Annotated in this window: 10 protein-coding genes; 5 read left to right on the top strand and 5 right to left on the bottom strand. The window is 64.0% G+C overall.

Features of this window, described 5'->3' with window-relative positions; all coding sequences use genetic code 11:
- Positions 1-125 precede the first annotated feature (125 nt).
- On the top strand, positions 126-2,324 hold the full coding sequence (locus QFZ70_RS00540; protein WP_307093587.1) for a PQQ-dependent sugar dehydrogenase: 2,199 nt from the start codon (positions 126-128) through the stop codon (positions 2,322-2,324).
- 120 nt (positions 2,325-2,444) lie between these two features.
- Here the strand turns inward: QFZ70_RS00540 and QFZ70_RS00535 are convergent, their stop codons facing one another.
- The 4 genes from QFZ70_RS00535 to QFZ70_RS00520 form a co-directional block, all read right to left on the bottom strand.
- A complete protein-coding gene (locus QFZ70_RS00535) occupies positions 2,445-3,689 on the bottom strand; it encodes an ROK family protein (protein WP_307093586.1) in 1,245 nt (414 codons plus the stop codon).
- 230 nt (positions 3,690-3,919) lie between these two features.
- Positions 3,920-5,002: a polyprenyl synthetase family protein gene (locus QFZ70_RS00530; RefSeq protein ID WP_307093585.1), complete on the bottom strand. Its 1,083-nt coding sequence runs from the start codon at positions 5,000-5,002 to the stop codon at positions 3,920-3,922.
- A 72-nt stretch (positions 5,003-5,074) separates the two neighbouring features.
- On the bottom strand, positions 5,075-6,127 hold the full coding sequence (locus QFZ70_RS00525) for an ABC transporter permease (protein ID WP_373461499.1): 1,053 nt from the start codon (positions 6,125-6,127) through the stop codon (positions 5,075-5,077).
- The gene (locus QFZ70_RS00520; protein WP_307093584.1) at positions 6,124-7,644 is read right to left on the bottom strand and encodes a sugar ABC transporter ATP-binding protein; all 1,521 of its coding nucleotides are present in this window, start codon (positions 7,642-7,644) and stop codon (positions 6,124-6,126) included. Before QFZ70_RS00520 ends, QFZ70_RS00525 begins: the two co-directional genes overlap by 4 nt.
- Before the next feature lie 154 nt (positions 7,645-7,798).
- On the opposite strand from QFZ70_RS00520, the gene QFZ70_RS00515 reads away from it, so the two are divergent.
- From QFZ70_RS00515 to QFZ70_RS00500, 4 genes are all read left to right on the top strand, one after another.
- Positions 7,799-8,842, top strand: coding sequence for a substrate-binding domain-containing protein (locus tag QFZ70_RS00515; RefSeq protein ID WP_307093583.1), 1,044 nt, complete (start codon positions 7,799-7,801; stop codon positions 8,840-8,842).
- A gap of 88 nt (positions 8,843-8,930) precedes the next feature.
- Positions 8,931-10,103, top strand: coding sequence for a Gfo/Idh/MocA family protein (locus QFZ70_RS00510; RefSeq protein WP_307093582.1), 1,173 nt, complete (start codon positions 8,931-8,933; stop codon positions 10,101-10,103).
- 355 nt (positions 10,104-10,458) lie between these two features.
- On the top strand, positions 10,459-12,375 hold the full coding sequence (locus QFZ70_RS00505; protein ID WP_307093581.1) for an alpha-amylase family glycosyl hydrolase: 1,917 nt from the start codon (positions 10,459-10,461) through the stop codon (positions 12,373-12,375).
- A 38-nt stretch (positions 12,376-12,413) separates the two neighbouring features.
- Positions 12,414-13,271, top strand: coding sequence for a prephenate dehydratase (locus QFZ70_RS00500; protein ID WP_307093580.1), 858 nt, complete (start codon positions 12,414-12,416; stop codon positions 13,269-13,271).
- Here QFZ70_RS00500 and QFZ70_RS00495 read toward each other — a convergent pair.
- Positions 13,253-15,163 carry an FAD-binding monooxygenase gene (locus tag QFZ70_RS00495; protein WP_307093579.1) on the bottom strand — a complete coding sequence of 637 codons (1,911 nt, stop codon included), beginning with the start codon at positions 15,161-15,163 and terminating at the stop codon, positions 13,253-13,255. The two genes, QFZ70_RS00500 and QFZ70_RS00495, sit on opposite strands and share 19 nt — an antisense overlap.
- Between the last annotated feature and the right edge of the window lie 30 nt (positions 15,164-15,193).

The raw sequence follows: 15,193 nt of genomic DNA, 5'->3' as shown, positions 1-15,193 counted from the left end.
ACGGCTCAAGATTTGCGCAATTTTGTTTTCTGAAACCACTAGGCAATCTGGTTCGGCTCAACTAGCGTTCTAAGTGACCTGAGTCCGGCTGGTCCGGGTCCTCAATGACGAGAAGAAAGTGAACGATGACTGTTAATCGACACGGGATAGCGGAAGCTTCCGGGCATCGCGCCGATGCCTTTGGTTTTACAAAAAGACGCACCGCCCGGGCTGGTGCCGGCTTGGCCATGGCTGCCCTGATGGCCACCTCCTTCGCAGTAGGACCGGCGCAGGCCCAGCAGGGCGGCGCTCCCGACGTAGCTCCGCCCGACGCCAATTTCCAGAAGGTAACGCTCAACGACGGCCCGGGCGAGCCTGTTGACCTGGCCGTTCTGCCCAACAACGACGTCCTGCACACAACCCGCGGCGGAGAAGTCTGGCTCAACGACGCGGAGACCGGCCTCAACACGCTGGCCGCAACCCTGGACGTCTACGAGCATGACGAAGAAGGCCTGCAGAGCGTTGCCCTTGATCCCAAGTTCGGGACCAAGGGCAACAACTGGGTTTATCTGTACTACTCGCCCCCGCAGGACACCCCGGTGGATGATCCCGCAACCACCGGCGTGAATGAGGGTGACGCGCCCTTCACCGGCGCAGCCGCGGACTTCGATAAGTTCAAGGGCTCCCTGGTGCTTTCACGTTTCCAGTTCAACGGTTCCTCCATCGACCTCGCCAGCGAGCAGGAGATCATCGAAGTGCCAGTCGACCGCGGCATCTGCTGCCATGTCGGCGGTGACATCGTCTTTGACGCCGAGGGCAACCTTTACCTCTCCACCGGAGACGACACCAACCCGTTCCAGTCGGGCGGCTACACCCCGATCGACGAGCGCCCCACCAGCAACCCCGCCCTGGATGCGCAGCGGACCTCCGCGAACACCAATGACCTGCGCGGCAAGGTCCTGCGGATCACGCCCAAGGACGGCGGCGGCTACACCATCCCGGAAGGCAACCTGTTCCAGCCCGGCACCCCCAAGACCCGGCCTGAAATCTACGTGATGGGCCTCCGGAACCCCTTCCGCATCGAACTCAGCCAGAGGACCGGCGAACTATTCGTCGCTGACTACTCGCCCGACGCGCGTAGTGCCAATCCCTCCCGCGGCCCTGCAGGTACCGGCAAATGGGCAGCAATCACTGAGCCGTCCAACTACGGTTGGCCCTACTGCGCCACCGCTGAACTGCCGTACGTCGACTACGACTTCGCCACCGGCACCTCCGGTAAGGCATTCAACTGTGCTGCTCCGGTGAATGAATCACCCAATAACACCGGCCTCCGGGAGCTGCCCCCCGTAGCCCAGCCGGAGGTCTGGTACTCCTACGGCGCCTCGGCCGAGTTCCCCGAGCTCGAGACCGGCGGAATCGGTCCTATGGCCGGCCCTGAATATGTGTTCAACGAGAAGGCCACCAAGGGAAAGTCCCCTGTTGCCTGGCCGTCCTACTACGACGGCAAGTCCTTCCTGTACGAGTGGACGCGCGACTACATCAAGGGCATGACGACGGAGAACGGTGAGCTCGCCTCAATCGAGAACGTCGTTGACTCCCTCGTGGTCGACAACCCCATCGACATGGAGTTCGGTCCGAATGGCGCTCTCTACGTCCTTGAATACGGTGACGGCTACTTCGGCGAGAACCCGGACGCACAGCTGTCCCGCATCGACTACATCGGCGCAGGCGGCAACCACAGCCCGGTGGCGGTAGCCGCTGGAACACCGACGGCGGGTGCTGCACCGCTGACAGTGAAGTTCTCGAGCGAAGGCACCGCCGACGCCGACGGCGACAAGATCCGCTATGAGTGGGACTTCAACTCCGACGGAGTCGTGGACTCTGAGGAAGCAAACCCCACCTGGACCTATGAGGAAATCGGAACCTATACTGCGAGCCTGAAGGTCACGGACCAGGGCGGCAAGCACCGTGGGCGCCACTCCTCTGCAGAGGTGGCAATTGAGGTCGGCAACCAGGCACCGGTCATCGAGTTCATCAGCCCCGTCGCAGGCCAGGAGTTCCGCTTTGGCGACACTGTCAGCTACGAGGTCCGCGTTACGGACGACCAGCCGGTTGACTGCTCACTTGTCCAGGTGACCTACATCCTCGGCCACCACACGCACGGACACCCGCAGACCACGACGGCGGGCTGCACGGGCACCCTCACCACTACCGTTCCCGAGGGCCATGACCCGGCCGTAGATGACCTTTCAGCCGTCTTCAGCGCCAGCTACACCGACGCCGGCGACGCCGCATCTGCTCCGCTGACCGGAACCGCTGAGGTAGTACTTGCCGTAGCCAACTGATGCTCCGCGGAGTACCAGTGGCTGCACGATAAGGCCCACCGGCCCATAACACGAAGCGGATCCTGTCCCAGCCGAAAGCTGGAACAGGATCCGCTTTTTTGGTGGCCTGCCGCGGAGAATTTACGCGGACGGAACCCTCGCACCGGCGTCGTCATCCTGGGGGCGAAGGAAACCGGCGGGATCCCGGATGAGGGGTTCGAAGGCGAGCTCCGCGGCACCAACCAGGATGGAATCTTCCCCCAGGGGAGCCAACTCGATGGCGACGCTCTCCCGCGGCCCCCGTGTTCCCGGTGTGCGCAGCGCTTCGCCGAGGGCGTCCGGTGCGGCGCGAACGAGAATGCGCAGGAAACCGCCCAGCACGATCAGGGACGGATTCAGCAGGTTGACCACGCTCTTCAGTCCGATAGCCAGCAGCGCAATCTGCCGGTCGATGATCTCCCGCAGCTCCTGGGACGCGGCCTCGTCCTGCAGCTTCTCCAGCACGGCCTCTTCGAGGTTCTCCCTTTCCCCGGCCGGCAGCCCGACTGCGGCAATCAGCTCTTCACGCGTGACCTCGGCTTCAAGGCAGCCGTAGGACCCGCAGGTGCATGCGGTCCCGCCTGAGCGCACGTGAGTGTGCCCAAGTTGTCCGGCGAATCCCGTGGCTCCTCGGATAAGTCGCCCTCCGCTGATGACACCTCCGCCTATGCCGCTCGCTCCGCCGTAAAGGTAGACAAGGTCCCGAACGTCGCGGCCCGCCCCGAAGGTGGCCTGCGCACGCGCACCGGCGACGGCATCATTTGCTGCCGTGACCGGCAGTTTCAAGGCCTCACTGAGGAGTGCTGCGAGACGTTGGTCGCGCCAGCCAAGATGCGGGGCTTCGATGACGGTGCCATCAACAGGATCCACCAGCCCTGGAATGGCCAGCCCCACGCCCATGATCCGGTGCCGGGCGGGTAGCGAGGTCCGCATCCCCGTGTAAATCGCCGTCACGATGTTTACCACCTCCGCTACCGACGGCGCCCGGACGGTATGGAAGCGGACAGGGTTCACGATGTGCCCGCCCAGCCCAACAAGCGCGACGCTGACCACATCGATATCCGGGTTCACCGACAGTGCCAGCGCGCCGGGACTCGGTTCAATCATGATGCTGGGGCGGCCATGCTGTTGTGCCTGGTCGAGGTCACTCTCCACCACCAGCCCGAGGTGGACGAGTTCACCCACGAGCGCCGCGATAGTTGAGCGGTTGAGTCCGGTGGCCCGGGTCAGTTGTGCCCGGGAAACACCGGCCATGGAGTGCACCAGGCCCAGCACGGTGGAAAGATTGTGCTGCCGGGTGGAATCGCGGTTGTTCCCGAGGTTGGTCCCGGCAACGGTGCGTCGCACGCGCTCATCGTGCATTGGCGAAGTCATTCCGCGTCAACTTGTCCGGGCGCGTCTCCAGCAATCCAAAGTGGAACCAAACGGCAAAGGCAGGGCACCTCGACAACGGCCGACGTCTTGCCTTCCACTCCGGATCAGGTCCTTCCTGGCAGATAGCCTCGGTGCCGGATTTGTTCTCTCATAGTAACGGCAGGGCGGGCGGTATCTGCGAGGAGGGAGCCATCCCAGCGCGGCTAGTGTGACCCCACGGTGGAAATGGCAGAGAACAGCATGTGTTCAAGGCTCCTGCGTACGGCATCGGGCACTCCGTCCGCCTCCAGGTGCATCACTGCGAGGTGGGCATTTTCGGTGGCAAGCTGTACGGCATAGTCCTTCGCACCGCAGGACACCAGCAACGACCGGACCTGCCCCGCGTCTGCGGCCGTCATGTCCTGCGATCCGATGAGTGATGCGATCCTGCTCCATTCCGTACGGGTAGCTGCAAAGGAGAGCAGGGCCGTCCGCTTGCCTTCCCGGAGGTCTCCCCACGTGCTTTTCCCGGTGCGGCTTTCCTTGCCGAAAACGCCCAGGACGTCATCGGCGATCTGATAGGCGATGCCTGCGTAACGCCCAAAGCCAGTCAGCGCCGCCACAACGGGTTCCGGAGCCGCTGCCAGCACGGCGCCGGCCTGCAGGGGCGCCTCGAACGAGTAAACGGAAGTCTTTTGGTGTGCCGTCTTGGTGATGTCCTCGAGGGAAGGCATTGCCGGGGTCCGGCTGAACTCGATGTCCAGGACTTCGCCGCCGACGGAAGAGAAAATCGCATCGTCGAGGATGCTGTTCAGCCGCTGGCGGACCGCGGCCGGCGCTTCTATGGGCCTCAACAGCCGGTAGGCGCTGGACAGGGCCAGGTCCCCGGCAAGGAGCCCGGCCGAAACCCCGGCGTGGTCTGCCGACGCAGACGGCTCACCGGCACGCAGTGCCCTGCTTCGGTAGTGGCCGGACACATTGGGAATGCCTCGCCGGACGAAATCACGGTCAATGACGTCGTCATGGATAATGAGCGCACTGTGCAGGAGTTCGTACGAGGCCGCGAGTTCCGCGGCGCTGGAGAAATCAGTGCCGCCCAGTTGGCGGTAAGCCAGCATGACCAACCGCGGGCGGGAGCGTTTGCCGCCCGCGGTTGCTCTTTCGAGTGCTTCCCAGAGGCCGAGATAGGTTGCGTTGACGGAGACAGCGCGCAGCTTCGCGTCGGCGAAGAAGCGCTGAAGCGCATCTTCGACCAGCTCAAGGTCCGCGTTGCCGTTCAGGCGGTTGTCCACGTTCAGGAAGTTCATTGCGCTGCCCTTCGCTTCTGGTCCTGGCTCCGCGGGATTGCCGGGAGCGCCCTGTGCCCGCCCTCCGGCGACCTAGCTTTTGATCTTGCGCGGACTCCGGGTGGCGAAGCGCTGCTGCAGGAGAACTGCGACGACAATGATCAGGCCCTTGGCGAGCGACTGGACGGAGGTGTCGAGGTTGTTCTGGGTAAAGACGTTGGTCAGCGTCGCAAAGATCAGCACGCCCAGGACGGTGCCCATGATGGTGCCGCGCCCGCCGATGAGCAGCGTGCCGCCGACAACGACGGCGGCAATCGCGTCAAGTTCGTAGAGGAGGCCATGCGTTGAGGTTCCCGCGGTGGTGCGGCCGAGCATCATGATGCCGGCGATGCCGGCGGCGAGGCCGGCCAGGACGTAGAGGGAGACGAGGTGGCGCTTGACCTTGATGCCTGCCAGGCGGGACGCCTCAAGGTTTCCGCCGATGGCGATGGTGCGCCGGCCGAAGGTGGTGCGGTTCAGGAGGAACCATCCTGCTATTGCGACGATGACGAAGATCCAGATCAGGATCGGAATGCCCAGAAAGTCAGAGCGCATGACCCTCAGGAAGTCCCGGTTGCTGACGATCTGGGTGCTGCGGCCGGAAATGAGCTCGGCAAGGCCGCGGGCGCCCACCAACATGGCCAGGGTGGCCATAAAGGCGACGACGTTGCCGTACGCGATCACGAGTCCGTTGATCAGGCCGGCAACGAGGCCCACCCCGAGCGCCACCACTACGATCAGGAGCCACGACGACTGCGTGGCGGCCAATTGGACGCTGGCCAGGGTGGCGACGACCGAGGTCAGGCCCATGACCGATCCGACGGAGAGGTCAATGCCGCCTGCGGTGATAACGAAGGTGATGCCGATGCTGATCACCCCGATGATCGAGGCGAGCCGGAGGATGGTGAGCATGTTCTCGAGGTTGAGGAACCGGTCCCCACTGGTGACTCCACCCACTACGACGAGCAGCGCGAGCGCGATGACCAGTCCCAGGCTCCGGCCCGTGGAACCGCTCAGAAAGTTCCGCAGGGGGTTGGCCTTGGTGGTGCTGTGGTCAGCCGGCGCGTCGATACGCGGTTCAGCCACCTTGGTATTCTGCTCGCTCACGCGGCACTTCCCTTCATAACGAGGTCGAGCACTCCGTGCTCGTCTAGATCGCTTGCATTGGTTTGGGTGAGGACCTTGCCATCGTCGATAACGAGCACGTTGTCGGCGAGGCCCAGGACTTCTTCGATTTCGCTGGAGACGACGATCATCGCCGTTCCGGCGGCCGCGAGTCTGCGGATGAGTGCGTAAATCTCGGACCGTGCACCGACGTCCACGCCGCGCGTGGGTTCATCCAGCAGGAGTACCGGCGTTCCGTGCACCAGCCAGCGGGCGAGGAGGATCTTTTGCTGATTACCGCCCGAAAGGGTCCGTGCGGGCCGGTCGGGATCCGCCGGTCGAAGCTCCAGTGCGGCGATCTGCTCGCGTGCGGCGTCACGCTCGGCTTCTTCGTTCAGGTGCCCGGCCCGGGCGAACCGCTCAAAGGTTGAAAGAGTGACGTTCTTGAACACGGGCTCGTCCAGGATGAGCCCCTGGCTTTTGCGTTCCTCCGGTGAAAGGCCGATTCCGGCGTTGACGGCCGACGTGACCGATCCCGGCCTGAGGACCTTGCCGTTCACTGAGACGCGGCCCGACGAGGACTTCCTGGCACCATAAATGGTCTCAAGGATCTCGGAGCGCTTCGATCCCACCAGTCCGGCGAAACCGAGGGTCTCGCCGGCTCGGACCGTGAAGCTGACCTTCTCGAAGTGCCCGGAAAGCTCAAGGTTGTCCACATCGAGCACCACGGGGGCATCCGCAGGGATGGGCTTCCGCTCCGGAAATACGTTCGCGACGTCCCTGCCTGTCATCAGGCGGATCAGTTCCGACTTGGGCGTATCCTTGACGCTGAGGCCGTTTGCAGTGCTGCGCCCGTCCTTGATCACTGAGATGCGGTCGCCGATCTGCCGGATCTCTTCGAGCCGGTGCGAAATGTAGACGACGGCGATGCCTTGGGCGGTGAGTTCGCGAACCACGCGGAACAGGTTGGAGACCTCACCGGAGTCAAGGATTGCGCTGGGCTCATCCATGATGATCAGCTTTGTATCCCGGGACAGGGCCCGCGCCATGCTGACAATCTGTTTGTTGGCGGCGGACAACGTGCCTACTTCAGTGGACGGCGAGAGGCTGCCGTGTCCCAGCCGTTTCAGGAGGGTACGCGCAATGGCGTTCGCCTTCTTCACGTGGAGGACGCCGCCGGTGGCACGTTCGTGGCCAAGAAAGATGTTCTCGGCAACGGAAAGCCCATCGACGACGTCGAGCTCCTGGTACATGGTCGCAATGCCCAGGTCGAGCGCTGCAGTGGGGCGGGGGAGGGAAATCTCCTTGCCCTCCCAGCGGATCTCTCCACTGTCAGGCTGATGGACGCCCGAGAGCGTCTTGATAAGGGTGGATTTGCCCGCTCCGTTCTGGCCCATAACGCAGTGGACTTCCCCCGGAAGTACCTGCAGATCGACGCCTTTCAGCGCCTGGACGCCAGCAAAGCGCTTGGTGAGTCCCCGAACTTCGAGCAACGGCCGTGGCTGATCTTCTTCGAACATGCGATGAACCTAACACATTATGTCGGCGATCGGTATAAAGTCGTCGATTTCCTACAATCTTCTGTTATTGTGAGGGCAGTCACGCAAAGTAGCGGGCATCAAAAGAGCATGCTGCACCACGCGAAGACGCACTTAACTCATTGAGGAGATACACATGCTTGCAGTTCGTACGGGCCGGAAGTTGCTCGTCACCACCGCTGCCTTTCTTGCTGTCGGCGCCCTTGTTACCGGGTGTACAGAAGGCGGGGGCGGTACCAACACCCAGCCCACCAATGCATCGGTGGAAGGCAATGAGGCCCAGGGTGACAAGGTTGTCATCGGCTTCTCCGGCCCCGCTGCAGACCACGGCTGGCTGGGCGCCATCAACTCCGCCGCTATCGCCGAGGCGAAGAAGTACGGCGACATCGACTTGCGGGTGGCTGAAGGAACCAACGATGCCAACCTGCAGATCAGCCAGGTAGAGCAGTTCATCAACGACCGCGTGGACGCCATCGTGCTGCTTCCCACCGACGGCGCTGCCCTCACACCGGTTGCCACCCAGGCCATGGAAGCCGGCATTCCCGTCATCAACGTTGACCGCGAATTCTCAAGCCCCGCGGCGGCTCGCGCCACTATCCTGGGCGACAACTACGGCATGGGGGTCAGCGCCGGCACCTACGTCTGTGAGCAGCTCAAAGACAAGAAGGATGCAGTGGTCGCAGAGATCGCCGGCATCGACTCGTTGCCGCTGACGCAGGACCGAAGCAAGGGCTTTAAGGATTCGCTGGAAACCTGCGGCCTCAATGTGGACAACCGCGTTGCAGCTGACTTCACCGTCCAGGGCGGAGAAGCGGCCACGTCCCAGCTCCTTTCTGCCGCTCCGAAGATCGATGCGCTGTGGAACCACGACGACGACCAGGGCGTAGGCGTCCTCGCGGCCATCGACAACGCCGGCCGCAAGGACTTCTTTATGGTCGGTGGTGCCGGCTCTGCCAACGCCATGCGTGAGATCCAGTCCGGTGAGAGCGTCCTGAAAGCCACCGTCATCTACCCCTCGACCCAGGCCGCGGACGGAGTCCGCCTCGCTCGCCTGATCTCACAGAAAAAGGCCATGAGCGATCTTGTGGAAGTGGAAGTCCCGAAGCGCATCGTTCTGAACGCCCCTGTTGTCACCAGCGAGAACGTCGACCAGTACCTGCCGACAGCTTTCGAATCGTAGGACCGTGTCAGGTGGGGCGCCCTGCCGCTGGCAAGGGCGCCCCACCTTGTTCCAACCACTATTTACTGCCGCCGGACAAAGAGGAAACATGCTGAACGACGTACCACCCCTGAAGGTTGCCCTGATCGGACACGGATTTATGGGCGCTGCCCATTCTCAGGGATGGCGGGTCGCACCGCGGTTCTATGATCTGCCGGCCCGGCCGGAAATGACCCTGCTGGTGGGACGCAATGCCACCGGGGTGGAGGCAGCGGCGAGGAAATGGGGTTGGGAAGAGACTCACACCGATTGGCGGGCAGCCATTGCCCGCGACGACATTGACGTAATCGACATTGTTACGCCCGGCGGCTCCCATGCCGAGATCGCAATTGCTGCACTGGAGGCGGGCAAGCACGTCCTGTGCGAGAAGCCGCTGGCAAACACCCTGGAAGAAGCTGAAGCAATGGCTGCCGCCGCGGACCGTGCCGGCAAAGACGTCCTCGCGATGGTCGGCTTCACCTACCGCCGCGTTCCCGCTGCAGCCTTCGCAAGGTACTTGGTCCAGTCCGGGGCGATTGGCGAAGTCCGGCAGGTTCGTGCCGCCTACCTGCAGGATTGGCTGGTTGACGCCGAGGCGCCGCTGACGTGGCGTCTGCAAAAAGAGCACGCCGGATCCGGAGCGCTCGGAGACCTTGGCGCGCACGCGGTGGATCTCTCCCAGTTCATCACCGGCCAGAAGATCACGGGAGTCAGCGGCATCCTGAACACCTTTGTCCACGAGCGGCCGCTTCCCGGCGGGGAATCAGGCCCGGCGGGCACCGCCGCACCGGAGCGCGGCAACGTCAGCGTAGACGATCTCGCCCTTTTCACCGGGCGTTTCGACGGCGGCGCAGTGGGTTCGTTCGAAGCGACACGAATGTCCACCGGCCGAAAAAATGCGCTGCGAATCGAAGTTGCCGGCTCCGCCGGCGCCATCTCCTTCGACCTGGAGAACATGAACTCTCTCGGCTTCTACGATGCAACCGCGCCCGACACCCGCCAGGGTTTTACCGACATCATGGTTACCGAACCGGGTCACCCCTACTTGTCTGCCTGGTGGCCTGCAGGACACACCCTTGGCTACGAGCACGGCTTCGCGCACCAAGCAAAGGACTTCGTTGAAGCCATCGCTGAGGGCCGTCAGCCGGAGCCGTCCTTCGCCGACGGACTGCAGGTGCAAAGGGTACTGAACGCTGTGGAACGCAGTGCAGAAGCCGACAGCATCTGGACGAAAACCATCTAGGCGAACGCCTCCAGCCTGTGTCAGTGAGGGATCAGAAATGCCCATCCCACCGCGTCAGTACAGAACCAACCCGCCCGCCAGGCCCTCGAGGCCGGCCTGGACACGGTACTGGTCGGCGGGCTGGGGCAGGCCACGGCGGTTGGCCGGAGCGCCGCTCCCCCAGTTCCACGTCCAGTCCCCGGAAGCAGACGGGCAGCCAATGAACGTGCTGCGCGCGTTCTACAGCGCCCTCGCCACTTTTTAGCCTCACGGGCAACTGGCCGCCGTCGTCCGCATCCCCGGCCCTGCGACGTGCGATACTCCGATAACAAAATTCCTGCCGGAGGTGCCGGCGGAGACGGAAGGGGTAGTTGGGATGCAGGAATTCGCCAGCCTGGACGAAGCGGCCCGGCAGCATGTCGCTGGCGCCCTTGCAGGAGCGGACCTCAACGTAGGGCCTGACTTTACCCAGCGGCTCCAGCGGCACTTTCCCGACCTTTGCCGACTCTTCTACTCACTGTACGGCGCCCGGTCCGACTGGCTGGACCAGCTGACCGCGCTGGTCCTGCAGAGCGCCCGCTCCTGGCAGGACCGTCCGGCAGAGTTGAAGGCCGTCGACGCCGAGCGTGCGGCGAACAGCGGCTGGTTCCTGTCCAACGGGATGCTGGGCGGGGTGTGCTACGTGGACCGGTACGCGGAAAGCCTGGAGGGCGTCCGCAGCCGCATCCCGTACTTTAAGGAGCTCGGCCTCACCTACCTGCACCTCATGCCGCTGTTCCTGGCGCCCGAACCGCACTCGGACGGCGGCTACGCTGTCTCCAGCTACCGTGAAGTGAACCCGAAGCTGGGCACCATGGAACAGCTGCAGTCACTGGCCGCCGAGCTGAGGGCCAACGGCATCAGCCTGGTGGTGGACTTCATCTTCAACCACACATCAGACGAGCACGAGTGGGCCCGGCGCGCGGCCCAGGGCGATCCAGAGTACAGCGACTACTACTGGATTTTCCCGGACCGCACCATGCCGGACGCCTTCGAACAGGACGTGCGCGAGATCTTTCCCGAGAACCATGCGGGGTCCTTTATCCAGATGGAGGACGGCCGCTGGGTCTGGGCCACGTTCCACACCTACCAGTGGGACCTGAACTACTCCAACCCGGACGTTTTCCGGGCGATGGCCGGCGAGATGCTGTTCCTGGCGAACCAGGGCGTGGAGATTCTCCGCATGGGCGCCGTGGCCTTCATCTGGAAGGAGCTTGGTACCCCGTGCGAAAACCTCCCGGAAGCGCACACCCTGCTCCAGGCCTTCAACGCCGTGTGCCGGCTCGCCGCGCCGTCGCTGCTGTTCAAGTCCGAAGCCATCGTGCACCCGGACGAGGTGGCGCTCTATATCGACCCCGCGGAATGCCAGATCTCCTACAACCCGCTGCAGATGGCGTTAATCTGGGAGTCCCTGGCTACACGCGACGTCTCGCTGCTGGCACAGGCGCTGGAGCGCCGGCACAACATCCCCGAGGGAACTTCCTGGGTGAACTACGTCCGCAGCCACGATGACATCGGCTGGACGTTCGCGGATGAAGACGCAGCCGAACTCGGAATCAACGGCTTTGACCACCGCCGCTTCCTGAACTCCTTCTTCGTCAACCGCTTCCCCGGCAGCTTTGCCCGCGGCGTTCCCTTCCAGGACAATCCGAAGACCGGTGACTGCAGGATTTCAGGGACGACGGCGTCGCTGTGCGGGATGGAGGTTGACCCGGCGGAGGCGGTGGAGCGGATCCTCCTTGCCCACTCGGTTGCCTTCAGCACCGGCGGTATCCCCCTGCTGTACCTCGGCGATGAGGTTGGCCAGGTCAACGACTACGGATTCGACCGGGAAGCGGGCCACGAGACGGACAGCCGCTGGGTGCACCGGCCCCACTTCCCGGAAGAGCAGTACGAGCACCGCCTGGACCCGTCCACCCCCGAAGGTGCCGTCTACGCCGGCCTGAAACGGATGGTCCAGGTCCGGGCCGGCACGCCTGAGCTGGCAGGCACCCGGCTGATCGGCTTCCAAACCAACAACCGCGGCGTCCTGGCGTACCAGCGGCCCGGCAGCAGCGCCCCGGCAGGCAAGAAATCAACGGTCCTGGCGCTGGCCAACTTCAGCGACCAACCCCAGACCCTGCCCGCCGAAACCTTTGCCGGGTACTCAGCAGCCGCCGTCGATCTCCTCTCCGAAGCCGAACTGCAGCTGGATGAGGGCGTCACGCTCCTTCCGCGCCAATACGTCTGGCTGCGCGTCACCCCCAGCCTGTAATTGGGTCCGCAGCCGCGCGGCGTGAAAGCATACGGACCATGGCCCAAAAGATTGCGTACCAGGGTGAGCCCGGCGCCAACTCCAATATCGCGTGCAAACAAATGTTCCCAGCACTGGAAAGCGTGCCCTGCGCGAGCTTTGAGGATGCCTTCGAACTGGTGTCCAGCGGTGAGGCGGACCTGGCTATGATCCCCATCGAGAATTCGATCGCCGGCCGGGTTGCGGACATCCACATCCTGCTGCCCCAGTCCAACCTGCAGATCGTGGGCGAGTTCTTCCTGCCCATCCACTTCGACCTGCTGGGCATCCCGGGCAGCACCATCGAGGACGCCACCGAAGTCCACAGCCACATCCACGCCCTGGGCCAGTGCCGGCGCCTCATCCGCGATCACGGACTCAAGCCCGTGATCGCCGGCGACACCGCCGGCTCAGCGCGCGAGGTCAGCGAGTGGAACGACCCGCGCAAGCTGTCCCTCGCTCCCCCGCTGGCCGCGCAGATTTACGGCCTGGAGGTGCTGGCCACCCGCGTGGAGGACGACCCCTCCAACACCACCCGCTTTGTGGTCCTGGCCCGGGAAACGGAACTGCCTGCCCGGGACGAACTGCCCGGGCCTGCGGTGACCAGCTTTGTGTTCCGCGTCCGGAACGTCCCGTCCGCGCTCTTCAAGGCGCTGGGCGGGTTTGCCACGAACGGCGTGAACATGACGCGCCTGGAAAGCTACATGGTGGGCAACGAGTTCGCCGCCACCATGTTTATGGCCGACGTCGAAGGCCACCCCGAGGACCTGCCGCTGAAGCTGGCCCTCGAGGAACTGGACTTCTTCACCACCGAAGTACGTGTCCTCGGCGTGTATCCAGCGGCCGAGTACAGGACGCGTCAGACCGTCTGCGGCTGACCTGCCGTCTGGTGCGGCTTCAGCAGGGGTGCGAAAAACTTCCCCAACTCAGCCGTCGCCGTCAGGGGCAGCACGTTCGCCACGTACTGGTCCGGGCGTACCACCACCACAACGCCGCCACGGTCCAGGCCGCGCAGTTCAAAGATGTCCGCGGCAGGGTCGGTGGCGTACACCTTCTCGTAATCGGTCAGCTTGAACGGGCCCACCTGCGGCTTGAACACCCCGGGGACGGCGCCGATGTCCACGGCGGTGTGCGGCTGCTGGTAGATCACCTTCACGTCGAACCAGGCGTCCGGATCAGCGTCCGACGGCGTCGCGGCCAGCGGCGATTCCGGCGAGTCCGCAATCCACTCAGCGAAGTGCGCCACACCTGACGGCGCACCTGCCTGGGCCGCGTCGGCGAAGACGTAGATGCGCCACCGGCCGTCCGCCGTGGCATGGTGCCCGAGGTGCAGCGGGTTGGTGTCGCCCACCCGCACTACGGGCGCCGACTTGAAACGCTTGCCCACCGGGAAACCGGTGGCCAGGTCCTGGTGCTTCGCGGGGGCCACCAGCATCGACGGCGCATACTCGGTCATAAATCCGGCCGGGAACTCGGCAGTGCGCACGTAGAAGTCCTCAAGGTCCGAGGGGTGCTCGAACTCCTCGGGCTTCTTGGCCATCATGGTGGACCATTCCTTGTCGAAGTCGATGAGGTTTTTGGCCACCACTTGCCGTTCGGCCGAGTAGGTCGACAACAGGCTTTCCGGGCTGCGGCCTTCCAGCACGTGCCCGAGTTTCCAGGCAATGTTGAAACCATCCTGCATGGAAACGTTCATCCCCTGGCCGGCTTTGGCGCTATGCGTGTGGCACGCGTCGCCGGTGATGAAGACACGCGGGGTCCGGGTCCCGCGTTCCTCCGGCAGGACGTCGTCGAACCTGTCTGTGAGCCGGTGCCCCACCTCATAGACGCTGTGCCACGCAACGTTCCGCACGTCGAGTGTGTAGGGGTGGAGGATCTCATTGGCTTGATGGATGATCTGCTCGATAGTGGTGCTGCGGACCGCGCCCTTGTTGAGGGGGTCCACTTCGCCGAGGTCAACGTACATGCGGAAGAGGTGGCCACCTTCGCGCGGGATCAGCAGGATGCTGCCCTTTTCACCTTGGATGGCGCACTTGGTGCGGATATCGGGGAAGTCGGTGACGGCGAGGGTATCCATCACGCCCCAGGCGTGGTTGGCCTGGTCTCCGGCAAGGTGGCAGCCAATGGCCTCGCGCACCTTGCTGCGGGCGCCGTCGGCACCCACCACGTACTTGGCCCTGACAGTGCGCTCCTGCCCTTCGTTCGGACCGGCGGTGTGCAGAAGTGTCACGGTGACGGGGTACTCGCCATCGTCCGCGATGCTGAGGGATTGGAACTCGTAGCCAAAGTCCGGCTTCAGCCGGGAGGGGGAATTGGCGGCAAATTCGGCGAAATAGTCAAGCACGCGGGCCTGGTTGACGATGAGGTGCGGGAACTCGCTGATGCCCATTTCGTCATCCACGGCCCGGGCAGTCCGGATGATGTTCGCGCGGTTGGCGGGGTCCGGCTTCCAGAACGCCATCTCGGTGATGCGGTAGGCCTCGGCAATGATTCGCTCCGCGAACCCGAAGGCCTGGAAGGTCTCGACGCTCCGCGCCTGGATGCCGTCAGCCTGGCCGATGGCGAGGCGTCCCGGACGGCGCTCGATAATCCGCGTGCTGACAGCCGGGAACATCGAAAGCTGCGCGGCGGCGAGCATGCCCGCCGGACCGGTTCCAACGATCAGCACGTCAACCTGGTCGGGGAGCTCCTCAGGCCGGTTGAGGCCGACGCCGGCCACCGGCTTTACCCGCGGGTCTCCGGATACGTAGCCGTGGTGGTGAAACTGCACGGGATTCCTCACTTCGTTGTGTGGCTCTTC

The sequence above is a fragment of the Arthrobacter sp. V1I9 genome (assembly GCF_030817075.1).
In the GTDB taxonomy this organism is placed as follows: Bacteria; Actinomycetota; Actinomycetes; order Actinomycetales; family Micrococcaceae; genus Arthrobacter.
Note: the sequence above shows the minus strand (reverse complement) of the source record. Positions and strands in the feature narration are given on the sequence as shown.

What these genes read in the sequence shown, in the direction of transcription:
- QFZ70_RS00540 (WP_307093587.1), top strand. Translation starts at nt 126, where the DNA reads ATGACTGTTAATCGACACGGGATAGCGGAAGCTTCCGGGCATCGCGCC.
- QFZ70_RS00530 (WP_307093585.1), bottom strand. Translation starts at nt 5,002, where the DNA reads ATGAACTTCCTGAACGTGGACAACCGCCTGAACGGCAACGCGGACCTT.
- QFZ70_RS00520 (WP_307093584.1), bottom strand. Translation starts at nt 7,644, where the DNA reads ATGTTCGAAGAAGATCAGCCACGGCCGTTGCTCGAAGTTCGGGGACTC.
- QFZ70_RS00515 (WP_307093583.1), top strand. Translation starts at nt 7,799, where the DNA reads ATGCTTGCAGTTCGTACGGGCCGGAAGTTGCTCGTCACCACCGCTGCC.
- QFZ70_RS00510 (WP_307093582.1), top strand. Translation starts at nt 8,931, where the DNA reads ATGCTGAACGACGTACCACCCCTGAAGGTTGCCCTGATCGGACACGGA.
- QFZ70_RS00505 (WP_307093581.1), top strand. Translation starts at nt 10,459, where the DNA reads ATGCAGGAATTCGCCAGCCTGGACGAAGCGGCCCGGCAGCATGTCGCT.
- QFZ70_RS00500 (WP_307093580.1), top strand. Translation starts at nt 12,414, where the DNA reads ATGGCCCAAAAGATTGCGTACCAGGGTGAGCCCGGCGCCAACTCCAAT.